This is a genomic window from Acidovorax sp. SUPP3434 (genome assembly GCF_030159015.1).
Lineage (GTDB): Bacteria > Pseudomonadota > Gammaproteobacteria > Burkholderiales > Burkholderiaceae_C > Paracidovorax.
Map to the genome: position 1 here is coordinate 191,715 of NZ_BQXL01000005.1, position 16,219 is coordinate 207,933.

16 protein-coding genes are annotated in these 16,219 nt (G+C 68.6%); 6 read left to right on the forward strand and 10 right to left on the reverse strand.

All coding sequences use genetic code 11. The features are described 5' to 3' along the window. Positions 1 to 31: 31 nt before the first annotated feature. Both AVKW3434_RS11295 and AVKW3434_RS11300 read right to left on the reverse strand, forming a co-directional pair. Positions 32 to 658 carry a LysE family translocator gene (locus AVKW3434_RS11295; protein WP_284405915.1) on the reverse strand — a complete coding sequence of 209 codons (627 nt, stop codon included), beginning with the start codon at positions 656 to 658 and terminating at the stop codon, positions 32 to 34. A gap of 232 nt (positions 659 to 890) precedes the next feature. Beyond that, positions 891 to 2,369 carry an AI-2E family transporter gene (locus AVKW3434_RS11300; RefSeq protein WP_284405916.1) on the reverse strand — a complete coding sequence of 493 codons (1,479 nt, stop codon included), beginning with the start codon at positions 2,367 to 2,369 and terminating at the stop codon, positions 891 to 893. Positions 2,370 to 2,541: 172 nt separating this feature from the next. Here AVKW3434_RS11300 and AVKW3434_RS11305 point away from each other — a divergent pair, with 172 nt between their 5' ends. Together AVKW3434_RS11305 and AVKW3434_RS11310 are read left to right on the forward strand one after the other, a co-directional pair. After that, positions 2,542 to 3,258 (forward strand): hypothetical protein, encoded by a 717-nt coding sequence (locus AVKW3434_RS11305; RefSeq protein WP_284405917.1) that lies wholly within the window; start codon positions 2,542 to 2,544, stop codon positions 3,256 to 3,258. Further along, positions 3,255 to 3,800: a FlgO family outer membrane protein gene (locus AVKW3434_RS11310; protein WP_284405918.1), complete on the forward strand. Its 546-nt coding sequence runs from the start codon at positions 3,255 to 3,257 to the stop codon at positions 3,798 to 3,800. Before AVKW3434_RS11305 ends, AVKW3434_RS11310 begins: the two co-directional genes overlap by 4 nt. 182 nt (positions 3,801 to 3,982) lie before the next feature. Here the strand turns inward: AVKW3434_RS11310 and flhC are convergent, their stop codons facing one another. The 5 genes from flhC to AVKW3434_RS11335 all read right to left on the reverse strand — a co-directional run bounded on the left by flhC (position 3,983) and on the right by AVKW3434_RS11335 (position 8,325). Further along, positions 3,983 to 4,525, reverse strand: coding sequence for a flagellar transcriptional regulator FlhC (gene flhC, locus AVKW3434_RS11315; RefSeq protein WP_272564393.1), 543 nt, complete (start codon positions 4,523 to 4,525; stop codon positions 3,983 to 3,985). A 67-nt stretch (positions 4,526 to 4,592) separates the two neighbouring features. After that, positions 4,593 to 4,922 carry a flagellar transcriptional regulator FlhD gene (flhD, locus tag AVKW3434_RS11320; protein WP_092740590.1) on the reverse strand — a complete coding sequence of 110 codons (330 nt, stop codon included), beginning with the start codon at positions 4,920 to 4,922 and terminating at the stop codon, positions 4,593 to 4,595. A gap of 233 nt (positions 4,923 to 5,155) precedes the next feature. Continuing rightward, positions 5,156 to 6,055 carry a sulfurtransferase gene (locus AVKW3434_RS11325; protein WP_284405919.1) on the reverse strand — a complete coding sequence of 300 codons (900 nt, stop codon included), beginning with the start codon at positions 6,053 to 6,055 and terminating at the stop codon, positions 5,156 to 5,158. Positions 6,056 to 6,184: 129 nt separating this feature from the next. Further along, the gene (locus AVKW3434_RS11330) at positions 6,185 to 7,096 is read right to left on the reverse strand and encodes a DMT family transporter (RefSeq protein ID WP_284405920.1); all 912 of its coding nucleotides are present in this window, start codon (positions 7,094 to 7,096) and stop codon (positions 6,185 to 6,187) included. Positions 7,097 to 7,185: 89 nt separating this feature from the next. Beyond that, positions 7,186 to 8,325: an aromatic ring-hydroxylating oxygenase subunit alpha gene (locus AVKW3434_RS11335; RefSeq protein ID WP_284405921.1), complete on the reverse strand. Its 1,140-nt coding sequence runs from the start codon at positions 8,323 to 8,325 to the stop codon at positions 7,186 to 7,188. Between the two features lie 298 nt (positions 8,326 to 8,623). Between AVKW3434_RS11335 and xseB the strand changes: the two genes are divergently transcribed. The 4 genes from xseB to AVKW3434_RS11355 all read left to right on the forward strand — a co-directional run bounded on the left by xseB (position 8,624) and on the right by AVKW3434_RS11355 (position 13,213). Then, a complete protein-coding gene (xseB, locus tag AVKW3434_RS11340; protein ID WP_272564389.1) occupies positions 8,624 to 8,866 on the forward strand; it encodes an exodeoxyribonuclease VII small subunit in 243 nt (80 codons plus the stop codon). Between the two features lie 8 nt (positions 8,867 to 8,874). Then, positions 8,875 to 9,816, forward strand: coding sequence for a polyprenyl synthetase family protein (locus AVKW3434_RS11345; RefSeq protein ID WP_502869061.1), 942 nt, complete (start codon positions 8,875 to 8,877; stop codon positions 9,814 to 9,816). Between the two features lie 134 nt (positions 9,817 to 9,950). Then, positions 9,951 to 11,840 (forward strand): 1-deoxy-D-xylulose-5-phosphate synthase, encoded by a 1,890-nt coding sequence (gene dxs, locus AVKW3434_RS11350; RefSeq protein ID WP_284405923.1) that lies wholly within the window; start codon positions 9,951 to 9,953, stop codon positions 11,838 to 11,840. 293 nt (positions 11,841 to 12,133) lie between these two features. After that, positions 12,134 to 13,213 (forward strand): TRAP transporter substrate-binding protein, encoded by a 1,080-nt coding sequence (locus AVKW3434_RS11355; protein WP_272548513.1) that lies wholly within the window; start codon positions 12,134 to 12,136, stop codon positions 13,211 to 13,213. Positions 13,214 to 13,342: 129 nt separating this feature from the next. Here the strand turns inward: AVKW3434_RS11355 and AVKW3434_RS11360 are convergent, their stop codons facing one another. From AVKW3434_RS11360 to AVKW3434_RS11370, 3 genes are read right to left on the reverse strand one after another with little or no spacing between them, the layout of a single operon-like run. Continuing rightward, positions 13,343 to 13,858 carry a hypothetical protein gene (locus AVKW3434_RS11360; RefSeq protein WP_284405924.1) on the reverse strand — a complete coding sequence of 172 codons (516 nt, stop codon included), beginning with the start codon at positions 13,856 to 13,858 and terminating at the stop codon, positions 13,343 to 13,345. Then, positions 13,855 to 15,441: a TRAP transporter large permease gene (locus tag AVKW3434_RS11365; RefSeq protein ID WP_284394825.1), complete on the reverse strand. Its 1,587-nt coding sequence runs from the start codon at positions 15,439 to 15,441 to the stop codon at positions 13,855 to 13,857. Before AVKW3434_RS11365 ends, AVKW3434_RS11360 begins: the two co-directional genes overlap by 4 nt. 48 nt (positions 15,442 to 15,489) lie before the next feature. Then, positions 15,490 to 16,029 carry a TRAP transporter small permease subunit gene (locus tag AVKW3434_RS11370; protein WP_272564385.1) on the reverse strand — a complete coding sequence of 180 codons (540 nt, stop codon included), beginning with the start codon at positions 16,027 to 16,029 and terminating at the stop codon, positions 15,490 to 15,492. Positions 16,030 to 16,219 lie beyond the last annotated feature (190 nt).

A 16,219-nucleotide genomic window follows, 5' to 3' on the forward strand; every position in this document is an offset into this window, starting at 1 on the left:
CTCTGCCCGCCCTGATGGATGGCCCCTGACCTCACCCAGGCCGCCGCGCCGTCAACGCCCAGACCCCCGCTGCCGCCAGCAGCGAGCCGCCCGCGACATGGAAGCGCCGCTGTGCCCGTGGCGATGCGAGCAGCTTGCGTGCGCTGCCAGCGAACACGGCATACAGCGTCGCATTGGTGGCGGCCAGCACCACGAAGGTGACGCCCAGTATTCCCATTTGCTGCGTCGCGCTGGCGGCGGGGCTGAGGAACTGGGGCAGGAAGGCCACGAAGAAAACGATGCCCTTCGGGTTCAACGCGGTCACCAGGTAGGTGTTCAGGAACAGGCGCCAGCGGGATGCCGGAGCGGCGGGTGCGGCGATTTCGGTGGCGGAGATTCCCGCGCGCAGCAGGCGGATGCCCAGATACAGCAGGTACAGCCCGCCGACCCACTTCACCGCGGTGAACCAGAAGGCGGAGGTTTCCAGCAGCGCGCCCAGGCCCAGCAGCGACATCAACAGCGCGGTCGAATCGCCCAGCGCCACGGCCAGCAGCAGCGGCACGTTCGCGCGGCGGCCGTGCGACATCGAATAGCTGATCACGGTAAGGATGGTCGGGCCGGGGATGATCAGCATCACGGCCGAGGCCGCGACGAAGGCGAGCCAGAGTTCGATGGGCATGGTTTTTTGCTCCTGTGGGCTGGCGTGCGACACGCCTGCGGGGGAAGGCATCGATCGATGGGTCCGAGCGATGCGTGGATGTGCCGATGGCGCCATGCACACCGGCGCCCCCATCATGGAGATTCACGCGGGCGAACGCAACCCCGGCGACAGGCGGATGGCCTGATCGAAGACAGGCCCGGCCCGGCTGCGGTGCTTGGCTTTGGCCGGGCGCGTCAGACCTCCCTTCCCTTCAATCCCCCAGCAGTTCCCCCACCGCCCGCAGATCCTCCACCCGGTCGCAGATCGCCTTCACGGCCATCATCACCGGAATGCCCAGCAGCAGGCCCCACAGGCCCCACAGCCAGCCCCACACCAGCACGCTGACGAACACGGCCACGGGGCTCATGCGGCTGGTCTTGCTGGTGAGCCAGGGGGTGAGCAGATTGCCCACCAGGGTGTGGATGACGAGCGATGCGCCGCCGATGGCCAGCGCCATGTCCACGGTGCCGAACTGCAGGAAGGCGACCAGCGCCGAGGCGCCCGTCACCACCACCGAGCCGATATAGGGCGCGAGGTTGAGCACCCCGGCCACCACGCCCCAGACGGCGGGGTTTTCCAGCCCGAGCAGGGCGTACACCGCGCCGGTGGCCACGCCCACCAGCACGCTGGTGAGCAGTTGCACCAGCAGGTAGCGCTGGATCTGGCCGGTGATGTCGTCCAGCACCGCCATGGTCACCTTGCGCCGCTCCAGGCTGTGGCCGGCGATGCGCATGAGCTTGCGCCGGAACAGGTTGCCCGATGCGAGCGCGAAGAAGGTCAGGAAGATCACCACGGTGAGCTGGCCGGCGGCAGACGCCAGGCCCATGGTGCCGCTCCACACGTAGTCGCGGATGTTGAAGGGCGCGCGCTCGATCACCACGCGCTGCACGCCGCGGCGCGTCTGCGGCGGAATGCTTTCGGTGGCGGCCTGCTCGATCTGCGTGGCGGCCTTCTGCATGGTGTCCAGCGGGCTGGGCCCGCCCACGCGCTGGCGCATGGCATCGCGCACCTTGCGCGCGGCCACGGGCACCGAATCCACCAGCTCGGCCGCGCCGTCGCTGAGCGACCAGGCCGCGCCGCCCAGGCTGCCGACGATGCCCATCAGCAGCACCCCGGCCCCGAGCCAGCGCGGGATGTGCCAGCGGTGCAGGGCGGTGACCGCCGGGTGCAGCGCGGTGGTGAGCAGCACGCTCAGCATGAGGGGAATGAACACGGCGCTGGCCCAGTGCAGCAGCGCGACGGTGGCGAACAGGGCCAGCAGCGCGAGCGACATGTTGCGCACGTCGATCGGCATGTTCAGCATGAAGCCCGGCGCTCCGGGCAGGGCCGCGGCGGCAGCGGCCGCGGCCGCCGAAGGGCCGGTGGGCGACGGGGAAGGGGAAGGGGAAGGGGAAGGGGATGGTTCGGCGTGCGGTGCTGCGGGCGAGGCCGGCAGCGCGGCGGGTGCGGAAGGGGCCGTGGAGGCGGGCGGCGTGGCCGATCCCTCCGGGGTCCCGGCGGCCAGGGGTTCGGGCGGCACATCGTCGCTGGGCTCGGGCGCGGCGGTGGGGGCGGATGCGGGGTTGGATGGGGAGGTGTCGGAGTGGTCGGGCGGGTCGCCGGCCGGAAGCTGCCCTGTCGTCGCGGAGGTGGGTGGAAGTTGGCGCGCCAGGGGCGGCGTGGGGGGCAGGGGGGCGGCGGGGCGGGACATGCGCGGATTTTGTCGCAACGCCGCTCGAACGCCGCGTAGGCGAGCACCGCAGCAGCGGGGCCGGCGCGTGCGGGAAACCCCGGGTGAAGAGGCCTCAAGCCCCCTGGCAACGGGGGAAAAGCCGCGCTGTTCGGCCGATGCCTTGCGCGGGCGGCCGCTAGCATTTGCGGTTATGGAATCTCTCGAAAAACGTGCACGCCCGGCCGCCCGGGCCTCGGCGCAGGGCCGCGAATCCGCTGGCGTGGGGCGTCTGGCACCTGCACGCCGGCTGGCGGGCGGGTGCCTGCTGTCCGTTGCCGCGCTGCTGGCCGGTTGTGCGGCGCCCGATCTGCCGCGCGACGAACTGCACGCGCCCTCCACGCAGAAAACCGCGCGCGCCGTGCAGCACTGGGACGTGCTGGCCCGCGACGTGGCGGAGCGCACGGCGGTGCGGCTGCGCGACTGGCCGCCTGGGGAGTACCCGATCTATCTGCTGCCCGCGCAGGGCGACGGCTTCGACGCGGGCTTTCGCTCGCTGCTGGTGACGCGCCTGGTGGACCGCGGCATCACCGTCTCGACCCAGCCGACCGGCGTACGCATGGCGGTGTCCACGCAGGTGGTGCAGCACCAGGGCGGCGGTGTGTACGCGCCGCCGCGGGTGCGGCTGTCCGAGGGCGTGGCGGTGGTGCGCGATGCGTCGGGCGCCTACGTGCCGGCGCCGGACGTGCTGCTGGCCAGCGGCACGGCGCGCACCGAAATTTTGGTGACCACGTCCATCGAATCGGACGAGCGCGTGCTGGCGCGCACCAGCGACGTCTACTCCATCGACCAGGGCGACGTGGCGCTGTACCTGCCGCGCGTGCCGGCGGTGGCGGCCACGCCGGTCAAGACGTGGCGGGTGGTGCCATGAGGCGCCGCACCGTGCTGGCCGGCGCGCTGGCGGGCGCCGCGGCGGTGGCCCTGCCGGGTTGCGCGCGGTTCTACTACGGCAGCGCGGCCGCGGGCGGCGTGCAGACCGACCTGCTCGAATTCAACCAGAAGGCCGCGGACATGCTGCTGCAGGGCGCGCCGCTCGATCCGCGCCAGCCGGTGCTGGTCTCCACGCTGGTGCACCTGGACCGGCTGAACGAGTCGTCCCGGCTGGGACGCCTGTGCTCCGAACAGATCGCCGGGCGGCTGGTGCAGCGCGGCGTGCGCGTGACCGAGCTGAAGCTGCGCGAGAACCTGGTCATGCGGCCCGGCGAGGGCGAACTGCTGCTCTCGCGCGAAGTGCGCGAGGTGAGCCGCGCCCAGGCGGCGCAGGCGGTGGTGGTGGGCACGTACGCGGCCACCCCGCAGACGGTGTACGTGAGCCTCAAGCTGGTGAGCCCCGAGGGCAACGCGGTCATGGCGGCCTACGACTACGCGCTGCCGGTGGACTCGGACATCCGCATCCTGCTGGCGATGCGCTGACGGGCCGGTGGGCGGATGGGGGCTGTGGGCGGTGGCGTCCCGACCGTCACGGCGCGCCCATGAAAAAACCCGGCCAGGGCCGGGTTTTTGAATGTTTGGTTTGCTATTGATTTTGTAGCGAAATGCCCTAGTGGAATATGTGCTGGAAGGCTTTTTGGCTCAAAGCCTGGTGGAGCAGGGGCTCAATGCAGCATCAGCGCGCCGGCCGACTTGCTCTTGCCGGCACGGGCGGGCGGGTTGCACAGGCCGCAGGTGTAGTTGCGGGCGTTTTCGTACAGCTCGGTGACGAACTGGCCGCTGCACTGCGAGCAGGCAGTGCGGGTCAGCATGCCGGCGTCCACGAACTTCACCAGGCGCCAGGCGCGGGTGAAGGACAGCAGGGGTTCGATCTCGGCGGTGGTGACCTGCTCGTTGTACAGCCGGTAGGCCTTGGTGAGCAGTTCCACCGAATCCAGGTCCACGCCCTTGGACAGGTATTCGTAGATGTTCAGGAACAGCGAGCTGTGGATGTTCTCTTGCCAGGTCAGGAACCAGTCGGTCGAGAAGGGCAGCTGGCCCTTGGAAGGCGACTTGCCGGCGATCTCCTTGTACAGCCGGATCAGGCGCTCGTAGGACAGCGTGGTTTCCGACTCCAGCACCTGCATGCGGGCACCCATCTGGATCAGCATGGCGGCGCGTTCGATCTGCTTGGATTCGTTGAGGACGCTCTTGACGGGTGCGGACATGGCTGGCTTTCGAAGAAGGGTGGGCGGCGGCAGGCGGGCGAGGCGGTGAGGGCAGCGGGTGCTGCGCTCAGAGCACTTCGGACACGCGGCTGGCCATCAGGATGTTGGCGTGCAGCGTGTTGGTCGCTTCGTTGCCGACCTTCTTCGGGGTGTTGTGGTTGGTGAGCAAGCTCCACACCAGGTTGTCGTCCACCCGGAAGCTGCACAGCAGCGTGTTGCGGGAGGCCAGCTTGAGCACCTGCGCTGCCGACAGCGAGGCGAGGATGTCGGCGGCGTCTTCGTTCAGGCCCAGACGGAAAACAGCTTCCGCCTTGTCCTGGCGGATCAGGGTCTGTGCCAACATCAGGTAGGTGAGGTTGGCTTCGCGGATTTCAGCGAGAAGTTGTTCGGAGGTCATGGTGAATCCTTTTCCTTTAACCGATCTGGCGGGGTTCATGCGGTTTGCATGGTTTCGCGATCCGTTGAAATGGATTGTGAATTCAGCCCAATCAAAAATTAAGTCGGGGTTTGGATGTGCAGCGTGTCTGGTCGGCGCACCGCCCGTGTAGGAAGTTGCCTTACAAAATCCGCAGCGGCTGTCCCACCCTGGAGAGGGGGCCGCCTGCTGCACGGCCGGCCCTCCCGCAGGGGTCAGCCGCGCTCCACGGGGCGGTCAGGAGCGCTGCACCATTCGCTCCAGCTGCCGGCAAACAGCGTGGTTTTTCCGAAACCGGCCAGTTCCATGGCCAAGACATTGGGGATGGCGCTCACCCCGCTGCCGCACTGGTGCACCACCGTGCCGGGCGCGCGGGCGCCGAGCAGGGCCTCGAACTCGGCGCGCAGTTGCGCGGCGGGCTTGAAGCGGCCATCCGGCCCGAGGTTCTCGGAGAACGGGCGGTTCAGCGCGCCGGGAATGTGCCCGGCCACGGGGTCCAGCGGCTCGACCTCGCCGCGGTAGCGGGCGGGCGCGCGGGCGTCGATCACCGTCTGGCGGTCCTGCCCCAGGGCGGCCTGCACGTCCGCCGCGGTGGCCAGCTGGCGCAGGGGCTCGCCCAGCTTGAAGTTGGACTGGAAATGTGCCGGCTCGTCGCCGCTGGCGAGGTCCCCGCCCGCCGCAGTCCAGGCCTGCAGGCCGCCGTCCAGCACCGCCACCGCATCGTGGCCGGCCCACTTGAGCATCCACCACAGGCGGCCGCAGTAGTTGGCGCCGTTGCGGTCGTACACCACGGCCTGCATGCCGTTGGTGAAGCCGATGCGCGAGAGCCAGGCTTCGAGCCGGTCGCGGTTGGGCAGGGGGTGGCGCCCGCCCGATGCGGGCTGGTCCGCCTCGGTGGCGACGATGGTGCCGCCCGCGCCGGGCGCGCCGTGCTTGGCGCTCAGGTCGCGGTCCAGGTGCGCGTAGAGCGCGCCGGGAATGTGCGATTCGCGGTATTGCTGCTCGCCCAGCGAGGGCTGCGTCAGGTCGAACGTGCAGTCGAAGACCATCCGCGGCGCGCCGCTGGCGATGAGGGATTGCAGTTCGGCGGCGGAGATCAGGGTGGTGTACGGCATGGGACTGAATCAATCGGTGGCGGACAGGCCCTTATTGTGGTCCGGCGCGGCGGGGCCGTGCGTCGGACAGGCCTGACGGGCGGGCGCGGCCTGGGGCCACGCGGCTGCGGCAGCGCCGGGCCGGCGGCCTCAGTGCTCTTCGGCCGGCGCCCCGGGGGCCGCGCGCGCCCGCAGCACGGTGGCCACGATGCCGCTCACCACGATGAGCGCCATGCCGGCCCAGCCGATGGCGGGGATGTCGTCGCCGAACAGCAGCACGCTGTACAGCGCCGCGAACACGATGCCCGAATACTGCAGGTTGGCCACCACCAGCGTGCCGCGCGAGGTGCGCGCGCTGGCATAGGCCCGCGTCAGGCACAGCTGGCCGCCGGCGGCCAGCACGCCGATGGGCAGCAGCCACAGGCTGGGCCAGCCCGGCCAGTCGGACATGCCCGTGAGCAGCAGGCCCGCGCCGCCGGCCACCGCCGAACCCACGGCGAAATAGAACACCGTGCGCGTTTCGGGCTCGCCCAGGCGCGACAGCGCCATGACCTGCATGTAGGCGAACGCGGCGGTGAGGCCCGACAGCAACCCGATCAGGCCGGCGAACATCTGGTGCTGGTCGAGGCTGGGGCGCAGCATCATCACCACGCCGGCAAAGCCCACCATCACGGTGAACACCAGCGTGCCCTGCAGCGGTGGGCGCGAGCTGCTGCTCGAGGGCCGCCAGGCCAGCAGCGCGCCGCCGACCAGAAACGCCGCGATCCACACGCTGCTCATGTAGTTGAGCGTCATCGCGGTGGCCAGTGGCAGGTGTGCGATGGCGTAGAACCACGAGCCCAGCGAGACCACCCCCACCAGGCTCCGCCACGCGTGCATGCCCGGGTAATGCGTGCCCAGCTTGACCCGCTGCGAGCGCGCCAGCGCCCACAGGATCGCCATGCCGATGATGCCGCGGTAGCACACCAGTTCGGCGGAGTTGAAGTAGGCCGACGCGACCTTGACGCACACGCCCATGCTGGCGAAGAGGAACGCGGCCAACACCATCCAGAGCGCTTGCATGGGAATGAGGGGGTTTGGAGTGAAAAAGGCCGCATGCCCTAGTGGATCATGCGGCGGTAGCTATTGTTTTTATAGCAATCGGATAGACGTCAGCGCGGGGGCACCGCATCGCCCATGGCGGCGCGGTACCACTCGTGGAAGTGCTGCATGCCGTCTTCCATCGGGCTCTGGTAGGGGCCGACCTCGTTGTCGCCGCGCCCGTGGAGGGCGCGGCGGCCGGCGTCCATGCGCTCGCCGATCTCGTCGTCCTCGATGCAGGTTTCCATGTAGGCGGCCTGCTGGGCCTCGACGAACTCGCGCTCGAAGGCGGTGATTTCCTCAGGGTAGTAGAACTCCACCATGTTCATCGTCTTCGTCGGGCTGACGGGATGCAGCGTGGAGACGGTGAGCACGTGCGGATACCACTCCACCATGATGTGCGGGTAGTAGGTGAGCCAGATCGCGCCGCGCTCGGGCAGCTTGCCTTCGCGGTACCGCAGCAGCACGTCGTGCCATTGGCGGTAGACGTCGGAGCCGGGCTTGCCGAAGGTGGAGGCCACGCCGACCGTCTGCACCGAATAATGCTTCTGGAACTCCCAGCTCAGGTCCTCGCAGGTCACGAAGTTGCCCAGGCCCGGGTGGAAGGGCCCCACGTGGTAGTCCTCGAGGTAGACCTCGATGAAGGTCTTCCAGTTGTAGTTGCACTCGTGCATTTCCACGCGGTCGAGCGAAAAGCCGTCGAAGCTCAGTTCAGCGCGTGGCCCCATGCCGGCCAGGTCGGCGCCGATGTCGCGGCCGTTGTCCTCGAACAGGAGGCCGTTCCACTCGCGCAGGCCGTAGTTGTTGAGGTTCAGGCAGGGGTCCTGCGCGAAGTGCGGGGCGCCGAGCAACTGGCCGCCGGGCGAATACGTCCAGCGGTGCAGCGGGCACACGATGTTGCCGCCCGCGTGGCCCTTGCCGTGGCCTTGCAGGGTGCCACGGCCCTTGAGCATCACCGCCTGGCGGTGGCGGCACACGTTGGAGATCAGCTCGACGCCGCCCTGCGCGTTGCGCACGAGCGCACGGCCCTCGCCTTCCTGCGGCAGGGCGTAGTAGTCGCCCGCATCGGGCACGGAAAGCTGGTGCCCCACATAGCGGGGCCCGCGCTGGAAGATGGTCTCCAGCTCGCGCTGGAACAGCGCTTCGTCAAAGTAGCTTGAAACTGGTAGTTGGCTTGCGGCCTGCTGCAGTTGAAGACTTAAATCAGACATGGGTGACCTGACCTAAAGACTCCCCACAGGGAGGGTGCGTGAAGTGCACACGGAAAAAAAGAAACCGGCATGCAAGCCGGCCCGAAGGGAATGGGATTGTAGCCGGTGGGGTTATTTCCGCTCCCCCCGTATGTGTATTGGCCGGACATGCTTGAGCGCGCCGGGCAAGGCTTGCGCGCCGATGGTGTCGCCAAGGCGCCAGCCATTTTCCACATGCCGCCCACCCGCCGCCGCCCGCCCGAAGGAGGGTGCGCCTAAAATCGCCCGTTTTACCTGCGCGTTCGCCGCTCCCCGTTCCATGCCCAAGGCCTCCGCCGTTCCCCCGAAACTCCCCGAACCCGCCAGCTACGAAGCCGCGCTGGAAGAGCTGGAGCAACTCGTGGGGCGCATCGAGTCGGGCCAGCTGCCTCTGGACCAGATGCTCGCGGGCTACCAGCGCGGCGCGCAGCTGCTGGCCTTTTGCCGCGGCCGGTTGGAAGCGGTGCAGGACCAGATCAAGGTATTGGACGAAGGAGCGCTGCAACCATGGACGCAGGAGTGACCCCCACCATGGCGGTAGTACCCACCCCTCTGGGCCCATCCACCGCGCCCACCGCGCTTCATGCCCCGTTCGACCTCGGCGCATGGAGCCACGCGCAACTGGCGCGCGTGGAGGACGCCCTGTCGCGCTGGGTGTGCAGCGATGCGCCCGCGGGCCTGGGCGAGGCCATGCGCTACGCCGTGCTCGACGGCGGCAAGCGCCTGCGGCCCCTGCTGGTGCTGGCCGCCTCGGAGGCCGTCGGCGGCCTGGACGAAGCGGCCCTGCGCGCGGCCTGCTCGGTGGAGCTGATCCACGCCTATTCCCTGGTGCACGACGACATGCCGTGCATGGACAACGACGTGCTGCGCCGCGGCAAGCCCACGGTGCACGTGCGCTTCGGCGAGGCCCGCGCGCTGTTGGCCGGCGATGCGCTGCAGGCGCTGGCCTTCGGCCTGCTCACGCCGGAGGGGCCGCAGGTGCCGCCCGCGATGCAGGCCACGCTGTGCCGCATGCTGGCCCAGGCCGCCGGCGCCGACGGCATGGCCGGCGGCCAGGCCATCGACCTGGCCAGCGTGGGCCGCGCTTTGAGCGAGGCCGAACTGCGCCAGATGCACCGGCTCAAGACCGGCGCGCTGCTGCAGGGCAGCGTGGTGATGGGTGCGGCCTGCGGGCAGGCCGCGCCGGCCGCCCTGGCTGCGCTGTCGCAGTACGGCGCCGCGTTGGGGCTGGCCTTCCAGGTGGTGGACGACATCCTCGACGTGACGGCCGATTCGGCCACGCTGGGCAAGACCGCCGGCAAGGACGCCGCGAGCGACAAGCCCACCTACGTATCGCTGCTCGGGCTCGAACGCGCCCAGGCGCACGCCGGTGAGCTGCGGGTCGAGGCGCACGCCGCGCTGGCCGCGAGCGGCCTGCCCGACACGCGCGCGCTGGCGGCGCTGGCCGACATGGTGGTGAACCGCTCGCACTGATGATGGCGGCGTGCTGCGTGCCCTGTGCCGCCATCCCCGCAGACCTCCCCGGTGGCCCCGGCGCACCGGCCCGCACAATGAACGGTCTGCAGCGCTTGCCTGCATGGCGCAAGCAGCTCCTCAAAAAATAGCCTATGTCCACGAATTCCTTTCCCCTGCTGCAGACCATCAACGACCCGGCCGACCTGCGCCGCCTGTCGCGCGCCGAGTTGAAGGACCTGGCGACCGAGCTGCGCGCCTTCGTGCTGGACAGCGTCTCCAAGACCGGCGGGCACCTGAGTTCCAACCTGGGCACGGTGGAGCTGACCGTGGCGCTGCACACCGTGTTCGACACCCCGCGCGACCGCCTCGTGTGGGACGTGGGCCACCAGACCTACCCCCACAAGATCCTGACCGGCCGGCGCGACCGCATGGGCACGCTGCGCCAGTTCGGCGGGCTGTCGGGCTTTCCGCAGCGCGCCGAGAGCGAGTACGACACCTTCGGCACGGCGCACTCCAGCACCAGCATCTCCGCCGCGCTCGGCATGGCGCTGGCCGCCAAGCAGCGGGGCGAGAACCGCCATGCCGTGGCCATCATCGGCGACGGCGCCATGACGGCGGGCATGGCCTTCGAGGCGCTGAACAACGCCGGCGTGGCCGATGCCAACCTGCTGGTCATCCTGAACGACAACGACATGAGCATCAGCCCGCCCGTGGGTGCGCTGAACCGCTACCTGGCGCAGCTCATGAGCGGCCATTTCTACGCCGCCGCCAAGAACGTGGGCAAGACCGTGCTCAAGCCCGTGCCGCCGCTGCTGGAGTTCGCCAAGCGGCTGGAGCAGCAGGCCAAGGGCATGGTGGTGCCGGCCACGCTGTTCGAGAAGTTCGGCTTCAACTACATCGGCCCCATCGACGGGCACGACCTCGACTCGCTCATTCCCACGCTGGAAAACATCAAGGGCCTGAAGGGCCCGCAGTTCCTGCACGTCGTTACCAAGAAGGGCCAGGGCTACAAGCTGGCCGAGGCCGATCCGGTGGCCTATCACGGCCCCGGCAAGTTCGACCCCCGCGTGGGCCTGACGCAGCCCGCCACGCCCCCGAAGCAGACCTTCACCCAGGTCTTCGGCCAGTGGCTGTGCGACATGGCGGCCAAGGACGAGCGGCTGGTGGGCATAACGCCCGCCATGCGCGAAGGCTCGGGGCTGGTGGAGTTCGAAAAGCGCTTCCCTGGCCGCTACTACGACGTGGGCATCGCCGAGCAGCACGCGGTGACGTTCGCCGCCGGCATGGCCTGCGAGGGCGTCAAGCCCGTGGTGGCGATCTACTCGACCTTCCTGCAGCGCGCCTACGACCAGTTGATCCACGACGTGGCCCTGCAGAACCTGCCCGTGGTGTTCGCGCTCGACCGCGCGGGCCTGGTCGGCGCCGATGGCGCCACGCATGCCGGCGCCTACGACATTCCGTTCGTGCGCTGCATTCCCAACATGAGCATGGCCTGTCCCGCCGACGAGCGCGAGTGCCGCCAGTTGCTGACCACCGCCTTCGAGCAGGACCACCCCGTGGCCGTGCGCTACCCGCGCGGCAGCGGTGCGGGCGTGGTGCCCCTGGCCAGCCTGGAAGGGTTGCCGTTCGGCAAGGGCGAGGTGCGCCGCACGGGCACGGCGCCGCAGGGCCGGCGCGTTGCCATCCTGGCCTTCGGTACGCTGCTGTACCCCGCGCTGCAGGCGGGCGAGGCGCTGGACGCCACGGTGGTCAACATGCGCTGGGCCAAGCCCATCGACACGGCCTTGCTGCTGGAAGTGGCCGCGAACCACGATGCCCTGGTGACCCTGGAGGAAGGCACCACGCTGGGCGGCGCGGGCAGTGCCGTGTGTGAGGCCCTCAACGCCGCGGGCGTGGTGCGGCCGTTGCTGCAACTGGGCTTGCCCGATGCCTTCATCGAGCATGGCGACCCCGCCAGGCTGCTGGCCCTGCAGGGGCTGGATGCGGCAGGCATCGAGCGGGCCGTGCGTGCGCGGTTCGTGGCACCGTCCGCTGCGGCCTGAGACCGCCGGACCCGTTCCGAGACGGCCCGGGGTGGGTGGACCTTCGCAGGCGCGGCACCGGCGCTGATGCCCTGGCCCCGAGGCGCCCGCTGTCGATCGCCGCGAAGGGCGCGCGCCCGATGCTTGCAGAACCCTGAATGGGCGAAACGGGTGGGTTCTTTCACGGGAAAACCCGCAAAACCCCCTGGGGGCATGTTCCTACAATCGTCCTCGGCCCACACGGTTTCTTGCCCTGGGCGCACGGTGCCCACCAGCGCCGGGTTCTGCCAACAATATCTCGGAGATCAATCCTCATGGATCGTCGTTCAATCATCAAGCACGCCGGCATCGTCGGCGTGCTGGCCGCGGGCGCGGCCCCTGCCGTGCATGCGCAGGCCAACATCCGCTGGCGCCTCGCTTCGAGCTTCCCCAAGTCGCTCGACACCATCTACGGAACGGCGGAGGTGTTCTCCAAGAAGGTCAGCGAAGCCACGGGCGGCAAGTTCCAGATCTCGGTGCATGCCGGCGGCGAGCTGATGCCCGCCTTCGGCGTGGTGGACGGCGTGCAGAGCGCCTCCGTCGAAATGGCCCACACGGCCCCCTACTATTTCTACGGCAAGGACCCGACGTTCTGCCTGGGCTGCGCCGTGCCGTTCGGCCTGAACGCACGCCAGATGAACGCATGGATGTACGAGGGCAACGGCCTGAAGCTGATGCGCGAGTTCTACGCCAAGTACAACATCATCAACCTGCCGGGCGGCAACACCGGCGCGCAGATGGGCGGCTGGTTCCGCAAGGAAATCAAGTCGGTCGCCGACCTGAAGGGCCTGAAGTTCCGCACCAACCCGTTCGCGGGCAAGGTGCTGGAGCCGTTCGGCGTGATCCCCCAGTCCATCCCTGGTGCCGACCTGTACCCCGCGCTGGAAAAGGGCACGATCGACGCGCTGGAGTGGGTGGGACCGTATGACGACCAGAAGCTGGGCTTCAACAAGGTCGCGCCGTTCTACTACTACCCCGGCTGGTGGGAAGGCGGCCCGCAGCTGGACTTCTACATCAACACCAAGGCCTGGGAAGGTCTGCCGGCTGAATACAAGGCTGTGGTGGAAGCAGCCGCCTCGCACGCCCACGTGACCATGCTGGCCAAGTACGATGCCCGCAACCCCGTGGCCATCAAGCAACTGGTGGGCTCCGGCACCAAGCTGCGCCCCTTCACGCAGGACGTGATGAACGCGGCCTTCAAGTCGGCCCAGCAGATCTACTCGGACCTGAACAACAGCAACCCCGAGTGGAAGAAAATCTACCCCGACTACTCCAAGTTCCTGGCCGACCAGAACGCCTGGTTCCGCTTCACCGAAGGCACGTTCGACCGCTTCATGCAGCAGCAAAAGCTGTGAGTGCTGCCGGGGCTGCAACGCCCTGGCCGAAGTGAAAAAGCCCCGCCGGGCAACCGGGCGGGGCTTTTTGCTGGGGGCTTTCTCGAGCGGTCTATCGGCGACCGTGGGCCGTTGGGGGCGGGCAGGGGTTCACGCGGGCGGGGTGGCCGCCAGGGCCTTGTCGCTGCCTTGCCGCACCACCGCCTCGCCGAAGGCCACCAACAAGGCCGGGTCGGCCGAATGCACCCAGGCGATGCTGCCGTTGCGCCGGCGCACGAGCATGCGGGGCGCGACGATGCCGCTCAGCCAGGGCCAGTGCACGATCTTGAAGGTGGCCACTTCGCGGATGTGCACCTTCTTGTCCCACAGCCACGATTGCAGCAGGGCGTCGCCCGTGAAGCGCGTGCGGCTGAACACCATCCACCAGCCCACCCAGGCGATCAGCACCCCGGCCAGGCAGAAGGTGGCCAAGCTGGTGAAGGACCACTGCGCGCCGTGCAGCGCGGGCACGGACCAGGCCGCGAACGCGGCGAGCGCCACGACGATGGCCACGGCCAGCCCGCGCACCGCGGGCGGGTAGGCGGCGCTTTCCAGCCAGGCGCCCTGGGGACCGCCCGGTGCGTCCTTTGCATCCGCAGGGGGCACGTTCGGGGAGTTGCCCGTCATTGCGGCGTGCTGGCCGCGCCTTCGGCGGGTGCGGCGTCCGGTGCTGGCTCGGGCACCGGCATGGCGGGCTCGGCACCGGGTTCGGCGGCCGGGGCGGAGCTGCCCGCTGCGGGCTTTTCTCCGGTGCCGAACGGATCATCCATGTTGATGGTGGGCTCGGCGGACGAGTCGGCCGGCATCTCGAGCTGCACCTTGTCCAGGTCGACCACCTGCTCCTTGTCCAGGAAGACGGTCACCGTCTGCGGGAAGAAGATCACGATCGCCACCAGGATCAGCTGCATGATCACCCAGGGGATGGAGCCCAGGTAGATGTCGCTGGACTTGACCGGTCTGTCGATGCGTTTTTCCTTGAACAGTGTGTCCGAGATGCCGCGCAGGTAGAACAGCGCGAAGCCGAAGGGCGGGTGCATGAAGCTCGTCTGCATGTTCACGCACAGCAGCACGCCGAACCACACCAGGTCGATGCCCAGCTTGTGCGCCACGGGGCCCAGCAGCGGCAGGATGATGAAGGCGATCTCGAAGAAGTCGAGGAAGAACGCCAGGAAGAAGATGAAGATGTTCACCACGATCAGGAAGCCGATCTGGCCGCCCGGCAGGTCGCTCAGCAGGTGCTCGATCCAGATGGCGCCATCCACGCCCTGGAACACCAGCGAGAACACCCGCGAGCCGATCAGGATGAACACCACCATGGCCGTGAGCCGCATGGTGCCGTCCATCGCTTCCTTGATGAGCTGCCACGTGAGCCGCTTGTGGATGGCCGCCAGGATCAGCGAGCCCACCGCGCCCATGGCGCCGGCCTCGGTCGGCGTGGCGATGGCGTGGTCCATGAAGGGCAGGCCGCCCATGGAGCCCAGCACCGCGAAGATCAGGATGGCCGAGGGGATGATGCCGCGCAGGCACTTGCCCCACAGGGCCCAGCCGTGCAGCGTGCGCGCCGTCTTGGGCAGGCCGGGCACGTACTCGGGGCGGAAGCGACCCAGCAGGAAGGTGTAGATGGCGAAGATCAGCACCTGCAGGATGGCGGGGCCCCAGGCGCCCTTGTACATGTCACCCACCGAGCGGCCGAGCTGGTCGGCCATGACGATCAGCACCAGCGAGGGCGGCACCAGCTGCGTGATGGTGCCCGAGGCCGCCAGCACGCCGGTGGAGTAGCGCATGTTGTAGCCGTAGCGCATCATGACCGGCAGCGAGATCATGGCCATGGCGATCACCTGGCCGGCCACGGTGCCGGTGATGGCCCCGAGGATGAAGCCCACGATGATGACCGAGTAGCCCAGCCCGCCGCGCACCGGGCCGAACAGCTGGCCCATGGAGTCGAGCATGTCCTCGGCCAGGCCGCATTTCTCGAGCACCGCGCCCATGAGCGTGAAGAACGGAATGGCCAGCAGCAGGTCGTTGGACAGGATGCCGAACATGTTGATCGGCAGGTTGGCCATGAAGTTGGCCGGGAACCAGCCCATCTCGATGGCGAAGAAGCCGCTGAACAGGCCCAGGGCCGCGAGCGAAAACGCGACCGGGAACCCGATCAGCATGATCACGATCAGCCCCGCGAACATGATCGGGGCAAAGTTTTCCATGTGCATTCTGGTGTCGTCCTGAGAGAAGTCGGTGGGGCAGGGGCGGGCGGGTGCTTACTGCACCGGCTTCTCGTAGTGCGTGTTCATCTGGATGTCGCCGCGCAGGTAGGCCACGCGCTTGATGATCTCGGCCACGCCTTGCAGGAACATCGCGCCGAAGCCCAGGGGCATCAGCAGCGCGGCGGGCCAGCGGATCAGGCCGCCGATGTTGCCGGACATCTCGCCCGACACCAGCATGTGCCAGAAGAACGGCGCCGTCAGCCAGGTGAGCAGGCCCATCACCGGCAGCAGGAAGACGATCAGGCCGAACAGGTCCACCAGCACGGGCTTCTTGCCGCGCAGCCGGCCGTAGATGATGTCCACGCGCACGTGCTCGTTGAGCTTGAGCACCAGCGGCGCGCCCAGCATCACGGTGGTGGCGAAGAGGTACCACTGGATCTCGAGCCAGGCGTTGGAACTCATGTCCAGGCCGTAGCGGATGATCGCGTTGGTGGCGGAAATCAGAGCGGCGGCGAGCACGGCCCATCCGGCCACCTTGCTGAGCTTGGTGGAAATCCAGTCCATGCCCATGGCCAATTTGAGGAGTCCTGACACGGTTTGTCTCCTGGAGAACTTGGGGAATTATTGAAATACGGCGGCCCGGCCGCTGCGTGTGGACGCAGGGCCGGCAGTGGCGCCGATCGTACTCCCGGGCTGCTGAAAAAAGCCTGACGCTGGGGGGTGGGGTTTTCCCGTGCGGCTTGGCCCTGCGCACCGCGCCATGACAAGCAGGGCAAAAAAACCC